We start from the raw sequence: 8,175 nt of genomic DNA, 5'->3' as shown, positions 1-8,175 counted from the left end.
GAGTCCGGTTTTGCATGCAAAACCGGACTCTGACCCCGGTTTTGATCTCGCTTCTCACGCAACAAACGGCACAGGTTCACGAACATCCAGCTGATGCCCGGGTCATTGAACTGGCTGGCAATGGTCGGGTATACCGGCACATCCTCGTCCTTCATGGTGAAGGCGACGCGGTTGCGCTTCCATTGTTTGCGCACATCGCGCAGCGCGTCTTCGGCGCCGCGCTTGTCGAACTTGTTCAGCACCACCAGCTCGGCGTAATCGAGCATGTCGATCTTTTCCAGCTGGCTGGGCGCGCCGAAGTCGCTGGTCATCACGTACATCGGGAAGTCGACCAGATCGACGATTTCCGAATCGCTTTGGCCGATGCCGGCGGTCTCGACGATCACCAGATCGAAGTGCAGCGACTTCAGGAAACCAATGCAATCGCGCAGCACGGTATTGATCGCCGCATGCTGGCGACGGGTTGCCATCGAGCGCATATAAACACGCTTGGAGCGCAGCGAGTTCATGCGGATGCGGTCGCCCAGCAGCGCGCCACCGGTACGGCGACGGGTCGGGTCCACCGAGATCACTGCGATGCGCATCTGCGGGAAGCTGGCAAGGAAACGATTGAGCAGTTCGTCAGTGACCGACGACTTGCCGGCGCCACCGGTGCCGGTGATGCCGATAACCGGCGTCTTGCCGGCAGCCAGCTGCCACTGCTTGCGCAGCAAGCCCAGCTCGGCCTCGCTGTGATTGCCATCCTCCAGCTGCGACAACACTCGGCCAATGCCGATCTCATCCTCGATCGAAGGTACTTCCGGGTGCGCATCGCGGGCGGCATCTTCGCGAGCCTTGCCTGCGCGCGCCACCACGTCCTCGATCATCTCCACCAGCCCCATCTTCATGCCGTCGTTGGGGTGGTAGATGCGCTCCACGCCATAGGCCTGCAGCTCGCGAATTTCCTCCGGGGTGATGGTGCCGCCACCACCGCCGAATACCTTGATATGGCCGGCGCCGCGTTCGCGCAGCATGTCGACCATGTACTTGAAGTACTCCACGTGACCGCCCTGGTAGGACGACAGCGCGATGGCGTCGGCGTCTTCCTGCAATGCCGCGCGCACCACGTCTTCCACACTGCGGTTGTGACCGAGGTGGATCACCTCCGCACCCTGCGCCTGGATCAGGCGGCGCATGATGTTGATGGCGGCATCGTGGCCATCGAACAGGCTGGCGGCGGTGACGAAGCGCAGCGGGGTGGTTTCAGGCTGCGTCTGCGGGAGCTGGGAGGCGGGGGTACTCATGGCCGTGCAACATCCGGTTTCTATTGCAACCAATCATAGAACCGCCGCCCACGCAGGTCAGGTTGCAGCGCAGCGTGACCTTTTGCGGGTTTGCGCTATCGATGGGCACAGCGGCCGCCGTTTCCGGCAAAGTGAGGGGCCACGGCGGGTAGCCCGGCCTGAACATTCCCCTGACGGGAATGGATTAGAATGGCGCATCCGCGACCCGTCACTGCCCCGACGAAGTCGCATTTTTTGTTTTCCGGCCAGCCATTTGGCTACACGATCACTGACGTTGTGGCAAACACGCCATCGGAGCCTGCATGTTGTTCGACACCCTCGAAACCTCCGGCCATGAGCAGGTCCTGTTCTGCCAGAACCGCGATGCCGGCCTGAAAGCCATCATCGCCATCCACAACACCACCCTGGGCCCGGCCCTCGGCGGGGTGCGCATGCGCCCCTACGCCAACACCGATGATGCGCTGCGCGATGTCCTGCGCCTGAGCCGCACCATGACCTACAAGAACGCCCTGGCCGGGCTGAACGTGGGTGGTGGCAAGGCGGTGATCATCGGCGACCCCCGCACCGCGAAGAGCGAGGTGCTGTTCCGCGCCTTCGGCCGCCAGGTCGAGGCCTTGGCCGGGCGCTACATCACCGCCGAGGACGTCGGCACCGACGTCAACGACATGGAAAACATCTACCTGGAGACCGGCTTCGTCACCGGTGTGCACCAGGTCCATGGCGGCTCCGGCGACCCGGCCCCGTTTACCGCCTACGGTGCGCTGCAGGCGCTGATGGCTTCGGTCAAGCGCAAGTTCGGCCACGAGGAAATCGGCAAGCTCAGCATCGCGGTGCAGGGCCTGGGCCATATCGGCATGGAGCTGGTGAAGCTGTTGCGCGAGCGCGGCGCCAAGCTTTACGTCACCGACCTGGACCCGGTGCTGGTGCAGAAGGCCGTTGCGGAATACGGCTGCGAAGCGGTCAAGCCCGACGCCATCTACGACGTTGCCGCCGATGTGTTCGCGCCCTGCGCGATGGAAGGCGCCATCGACATGAGCACGCTGGAGCGGCTCAAGGCCAAGGTCATCTGCGGCACCGCCAACAATCAGCTGGCCAGCCATGCAGTAGGCGATGAGCTGTACAAGCGTGGCGTGTTGTGGGCACCGGACTATGCAGTCAATGCCGGCGGCGTGATGAATGTGTCGCTGGAGATCGACGGCTACAACCGCGAGCGCGCGATGCGCCTGATCCGCATTATTTACCACAACCTCGGCAAGATCTTCGACCAGTCCGAGCGCGATGACGTCTCGCCGCAGCGCGCGGCCGACCGCATCGCAGAAAGCCGGCTGGAAGCAATCGGCAAACTGAAGATGCCGATGGGCCGTTCGGTGCCGCGCATGAACCGCCTGCGCGGCGAGTAAACAACGACTGGAAAGCACAGAAGGCGGGCGATCATTTCGCCCGCCTTCTGCTTTTCAGCAACCCGATACCGCTGCCAGGTCAGAACGCCTGCTGCAGACGCAGCGATACCTGCCGGTTGTCACCACGCGGGCCGAAGCGCTGGTCATAGCCCAGCGACAAACGCGTATTGCGGGCCAGCCACGAATCCACCGACAGCCCAAACAAACCGCCCGAACGCGACGGCTGCAGGCCGGCAATCGGTGCCCAGGCATCAATCCCGACGAAGCTGGCATCCAGGCTCAGGCCATTACCGCCCAGCGCCTGCTGCCATTCGGCGTAACCATTGAACGCCACCCGCTTCCACTGGTACTGGCCACGCAAGCCAGCCAAGGCCTGCACCCGGCTGCTGCTCCAGTCATCGGCGCGCAGGCCGAAGCCGTAACCGCCCTGCTCGTTGAACGCACCACCATCGATGCGGGTGTAGTCCGCGCCCAGGTACGGCGTCAGTTGCGCCGCACCGTGGCCCAAGCGATAACCGGCCTCGACGCTGCTGGACAGGAAGTTGCCGCTGTAACGCGCCTGCACCCCGGCGCGCTCGGAACCCAACAACAGCCCGCGATCCAGCTCGCGCTGGTACTGGCCAAATCCGGCCTGGCCCAGCGCATAGGCATCACCGCGCTGCCAACCGGCGTAGAGCTGCGACTGGGTCTGACGGTCACGGCTACGGTCCTGTGCCACACCGCCGCTGGCATTGGCGCGGGTTTCGCCGAACGCGAAACCCAGCACGGCATTGCTGGACAGCGCGGTTTCGCCGCCCATCATCCAACCGCCGACGCTGTAGTCACTGCCCAGGTAACCGCCCTGCCCGCCGCCACCAAGGCTGCGCATCCAGACACCGTTGACTGCCGACCGCGCACCGCCCTCGGCGAACTGGCTGGACAGCGCACGCCGGTTCATATCGATGCTGTCGAAGGTCATCGCGGTGGCGGTGGCATGGGCTTGCCCGGACAGGCTCTCCAGACTCTGGGCCAGGCCGGCAAAGCCGCCGCCCACACCCTGCACCGACGCCGCCGCTGCACCGAACGCCGTGGCCTGCAGGCCACCATCGGAATCCAGCAGCTCGAACGCCTGCTCCACCCGCTGCGCCGCCGACATCGCGCGCAAGCCAACGCTGGCGGCGCTTGCCGCCGCCGTGACGCTCACCCGGTCCAACTGCAGCCAGGCGTTGTTGGCGTCATAGCCATATTGGGTCTGCAGCAAGGTAACCCCGGTGCTGCCAGTCGCCGGGGTTGCGAACTGCCCACTGATACCGCCACCGGCATGCAGCAGGTCCTGGCGGCGACCATCCTGTGGCACGTAACCGGCAACCGCGCCATTTACCATCACCCCACCATCCAGGCTCGCTGTTCCTGTGACCTGCAAGGCATTGGAACCGAGCGCAACCATCAAGCGTGCGCCGGAGCGCTGCACGTAGTTGCCCTCGATCGTTGCCGAGCCTTCATTGCTGAGCACGATCACGCTGGCGCCGTTGTCCACGTTGCCCACCACACGCGTGGTGCCTCCCATGAACTGAAGTGCCGCAGCCGAAGGATTGGACTGCGCATCGATGCTGACATTCGAACGGATCGAACCGCCGTCACGCAGCGCAAGCGTGCCCTGCTGGATACGAGTAGCACCGGCGTAGGTGTTGGCGGCGGACAAGCCCAATGATCCGCTGCCGGATTTCACCAGACCGCCGGCACCGCTGATCGGATTGCTCCACACCGAATTGAGCCCGAGCTGACTCACGTTGACCTTGATATCACCCCAGTCCGCCTTGCCCGGCCCCTGTACCGCCTTGCCGACATTGAGCAGGCCATAGCCGAACACCGCATCCAGCCCGGCTTCCCCCAGATCGGTCGCAGTCCCCAGCAGCGTCTGCCGGACCAGGTCATTGTTGAAGTAAGGGAATGCCTGCCACACCAATGCTGCTGCGCCCGACACCAAGGGCGCCGCGTAGGAGGTGCCGCTGCCGTAGTAATACGACAGATTGTTGGCCGTGCTGTCCTGTCCAAGGAACATCGATGTCCCCGGCGCCACCAGACAGTAATTCCTGGCGACGCCGCAGGCATTGGAGTAGGAGGCCAGCGCGGTCGGATTGGCCGTATCCAAGGCTGCCACCGCCAGCCAGCCACGTTCCAGGTCGGCCGCCGGATAACTGCCGGGATTGCCAACCTTGCTCGGCAACGCCGCCATGTCGGAAGGATTCGGCTTTGACTCGTTGCCGGTGGCGAACACCACCAGCCCATCATTGTTGTTGATGAAAGGACGGTACTCGTTGGCAATCTCGGCCGTCACGTTCGGCCGGGTCCAGTACAGGCCGCCCCAGGAGTTGTTCATGATGCGCATGCCATCGCGGATCAGGTCGGCATGCACCGAGGCCATGCCCAGCGCACCGGTCACTTCGTTGCCATTGCCGGAACCATCATCGGTAGGCGATTTGTCGGCGATGATGCGCGCGGAAAGGATCTGCGCACCCGGCGCAACACCACCCGGCCATCGCCCGGTCGGCGCGCCGGCGGCCAGCTGCGCAACCGTGGTGCCATGTCCAACCACATCGTCCACCGACAGGTTGTTCTGCGCCGGGTTCAGATAGTTGTAGTTGGTCAACACGCGCCCTGCCAGCGCTGGATGGTTGCGCATCACCCCTGAGTCGATCACACCGATGCGGTAGCCGGTTCCGTCCAGGCCCATGGCGTGCGCGGCCTGCGTGTTCGTCAATGCCAGATGCGCATCAAACGCAGGTTGGGGGGTCACAGGTGGCGTTGTAGTAGGTGGTGGCGTTACCGGAGGTGTCACCGGCGGTGGATCGGATTTCGGGCCGCTACCACTCCCACACGCTACCAGCGCCAATGCCAATGAACTGGCCAACACGCCGCGCGGCAAATTGCTGCTCACCATTGCACTGCTCATTCCCCTGCTCCCCTTCCGATGGATGATTCGCCAATTCAGGTATTACCTGATCCCGGTAGCACTCCGGCTACCTTCTATACTGCAACGACAATCCACTGTCTGTGGGGATGTGCCGTTGGTCCAATGTGCCCGGTCCCGCAGACGTTCGATAATTGCCGCAAGGTATAACCGAGATTGCTCATGTCTGACATCGTCATCGCCGCCGCCAAGCGTACCGCCATTGGCTCCTTCCTTGGCCAGTTCAACGGCGTCCCCACCCCAACCCTGGGCGCCACTGCCATCAGCGCTGCCATCGCGCAGTCCGGCATCCCCGCCGCGGATGTGTCCGAAGTCATCATGGGCTGCGTGCTGCCTGCCAACCTGGGGCAGGCGCCTGCCCGCCAGGCCGCGCTTGCCGCCGGCCTGCCAACCAGCGCCGGCGCCACCACCCTCAACAAGGTCTGCGGCTCTGGCATGAAGGCCATCATGCTCGGCCACGACCTGATCAAGGCCGGTTCGGCCAGCATCGTGGTTGCCGGCGGCATGGAGTCCATGTCCAACGCCCCGCACATGCTGCCCAACTCGCGTACCGGCAACCGCTACGGCAATTTCCAGGCGGTGGACCACATGGCATGGGATGGCCTGACCAACCCCTACGACGGCCAGTCCATGGGCGTGTTCGCCGAGGCCACCGTTGCCAAGTTCGGCTTCACCCGCGAAGAGCAGGACGCCTACGCCATTGAATCGGTGACCCGCGCACAGGCGGCACAGGCCAACGGCGCGTTCAACGATGAGATCGTTGCGGTCACGGTTGCCACCCGCAAGGGCGACGTCGAGTTCAACCAGGACGAGCAGCCGGGCAAGTCCGACATCAGCAAGATCCCGACCCTGCGCCCGGCCTTCAAGAAGGACGGCAGCGTCACCGCCGCGAGTTCCTCGAGCATTTCCGACGGTGCCGCCGCACTGGTGCTGCTGTCCGCCGACGATGCCGCCAAGCGCGGTGTGCAGCCGCTGGCCCGCATTGCCGCGCACGCCACCTTCTCGCAGGAACCGGAATGGTTCACCACCGCACCAATTGGTGCGATCAGCAAGGTCCTGGAAAAAGCCGGCTGGAACATCGCCGACGTCGACCTGTTCGAAATCAATGAAGCCTTTGCCGTGGTGGCGATGGCGCCAATCCGTGAGCTCGGCATTCCGCATGCCAAGATCAACGTCAATGGTGGTGCCTGCGCACTGGGTCATCCCATCGGTGCATCGGGTGCCCGCTTGGTGGTTACGCTGGTAAATGCATTGCGCACGCGCGGCCTCAAGCGTGGCATTGCGTCGCTGTGCATCGGCGGCGGCGAAGCAACTGCCATCGCCATTGAATTGATTTGATTGAAAAATTTCAGATAATTCAAAACCTGAATGCGGGACCGCTTGACAGTCGAAATGGGCTTGTCATCATGTTCCCGGCGCGCAATGGCGCGTTGCCTAATTTCACGACGAGGATTCACAAATGAGCATCAACAAGCTGCTGATCGCAATGACCCTGGGTCTGGCCCTGACCGCCTGCTCGAAGCAGGAGCAGGCTGCTGACGCCGCCGCTGCCGCTGACACCGCTGCAACCGAAGCCCAGGGCGCTGCTGACGCTGCTGCCACCGCTGGCGCTGCTACCGCTGACGCTGCCCAGGCTGCTGCTGACACCGCCGCCACCGCTGCTGACGCTGCTGGTCAGGCTGCTGGCGAAGCCGCTGCTGCCACCACCGACGCTGCTGCTGGCGCCGCTGCTGACGCTGCCAAGGCTGCTGAAGACGTTGCTGCACAGGCCAAGGACGCTGCTGAAGAAGCCAAGAAGTAATAACTTCTGCTTCCAAGCTAGTATCGAAAAGCCGCTGGTTCGCCAGCGGCTTTTTTTTATGGCCGGGCGTACTCCGGCACTACCGCGGATCACTGCGAACAAGCCACAACGGGCCAGCGCTGCCCTGCGCTGAACACAACAGCTGGCCCGCAACCTGCAAGCCGTGATCAGCGCGTGCGGACCTGCGCAGCATTCGATCGTCGCGTTGTGCCTGTGCCAATCCAGCGTTCCTTAACGGCGCGGCCGAGCCTTGACGTGATCTGAATACGCCAACCCCTAGGGTGAGCCCATTGGCCCATCCCAGGAGAGTGCAATGAAGCTGTTTGTCCCCGTACTGACCGCAGGCCTGGTGCTGGCCCTGGCTGGCTGCAATGACCGTAACGCCGAGCAGGCCAAGCAGGACGCGGCAGCTGCCGCAGACCATGCCGCCGAAGCGGCCAGGAACGCAGCCGAATCCGCGGCTGGCGCAACCCGCGATGCCGCCGACCAGGCCGCAGCGGCCACCCGCAACGCCGCTGCCGAATCGCAACAGGCATTGGACAATGCCGCCGACGCCACCGCCAAGGCTGCCGACGAGGCCTCCATCGCAGCCAAGGACGCCGCTGCCGATGCCAGCGCAGCTACCGCCGACGCGGCGCAGAAGGTTGCCGACCACGCCCACGACGCCGCCAAGCAGGCGCGCGAGAAAGCAGACGCCGCCAAGCATTGATAGACTCGCCACGCAGCTGTCATGTCGATGAC

6 protein-coding genes are annotated in these 8,175 nt (G+C 64.0%); 4 read left to right on the top strand and 2 right to left on the bottom strand.

The window, feature by feature from the left end; all coding sequences use genetic code 11:
* Positions 1-1,283 (bottom strand): cobalamin-dependent protein (locus QMX78_RS18430; protein ID WP_282272275.1); only part of this gene is annotated, 1,283 nt, incomplete at its 3' end.
* A 302-nt stretch (positions 1,284-1,585) separates the two neighbouring features.
* Here QMX78_RS18430 and QMX78_RS18425 point away from each other — a divergent pair.
* Positions 1,586-2,683: a Glu/Leu/Phe/Val dehydrogenase dimerization domain-containing protein gene (locus QMX78_RS18425; RefSeq protein WP_282272273.1), complete on the top strand. Its 1,098-nt coding sequence runs from the start codon at positions 1,586-1,588 to the stop codon at positions 2,681-2,683.
* Between the two features lie 79 nt (positions 2,684-2,762).
* Here QMX78_RS18425 and QMX78_RS18420 read toward each other — a convergent pair whose 3' ends face one another.
* A complete protein-coding gene (locus QMX78_RS18420; protein ID WP_282272271.1) occupies positions 2,763-5,603 on the bottom strand; it encodes an autotransporter serine protease in 2,841 nt (946 codons plus the stop codon).
* 192 nt (positions 5,604-5,795) lie between these two features.
* Between QMX78_RS18420 and QMX78_RS18415 the strand changes: the two genes are divergently transcribed.
* From QMX78_RS18415 to QMX78_RS18405, 3 genes are all read left to right on the top strand, one after another.
* Entirely contained in the window at positions 5,796-6,971 is a 1,176-nt protein-coding gene (locus tag QMX78_RS18415) for an acetyl-CoA C-acyltransferase (protein ID WP_282272270.1), read from the top strand.
* Positions 6,972-7,092: 121 nt separating this feature from the next.
* Positions 7,093-7,434, top strand: a complete 342-nt coding sequence (locus QMX78_RS18410; protein ID WP_282272266.1) for a hypothetical protein — start codon at positions 7,093-7,095, stop codon at positions 7,432-7,434.
* A gap of 313 nt (positions 7,435-7,747) precedes the next feature.
* The gene (locus tag QMX78_RS18405) at positions 7,748-8,143 is read left to right on the top strand and encodes a hypothetical protein (RefSeq protein WP_282272264.1); all 396 of its coding nucleotides are present in this window, start codon (positions 7,748-7,750) and stop codon (positions 8,141-8,143) included.
* The last annotated feature ends 32 nt before the right edge of the window (positions 8,144-8,175 follow it).

Source organism: Stenotrophomonas sp. PS02298, assembly GCF_029959445.1.
GTDB lineage: Bacteria > Pseudomonadota > Gammaproteobacteria > Xanthomonadales > Xanthomonadaceae > Stenotrophomonas.
Note: the sequence above shows the minus strand (reverse complement) of the source record. Positions and strands in the feature narration are given on the sequence as shown.

Coding starts and splice junctions, on each gene's coding strand:
- QMX78_RS18405 (WP_282272264.1), top strand. CDS start 7,748: ATGAAGCTGTTTGTCCCCGTACTGACCGCAGGCCTGGTGCTGGCCCTG.
- QMX78_RS18420 (WP_282272271.1), bottom strand. CDS start 5,603: ATGGTGAGCAGCAATTTGCCGCGCGGCGTGTTGGCCAGTTCATTGGCA.
- QMX78_RS18415 (WP_282272270.1), top strand. CDS start 5,796: ATGTCTGACATCGTCATCGCCGCCGCCAAGCGTACCGCCATTGGCTCC.
- QMX78_RS18410 (WP_282272266.1), top strand. CDS start 7,093: ATGAGCATCAACAAGCTGCTGATCGCAATGACCCTGGGTCTGGCCCTG.
- QMX78_RS18425 (WP_282272273.1), top strand. CDS start 1,586: ATGTTGTTCGACACCCTCGAAACCTCCGGCCATGAGCAGGTCCTGTTC.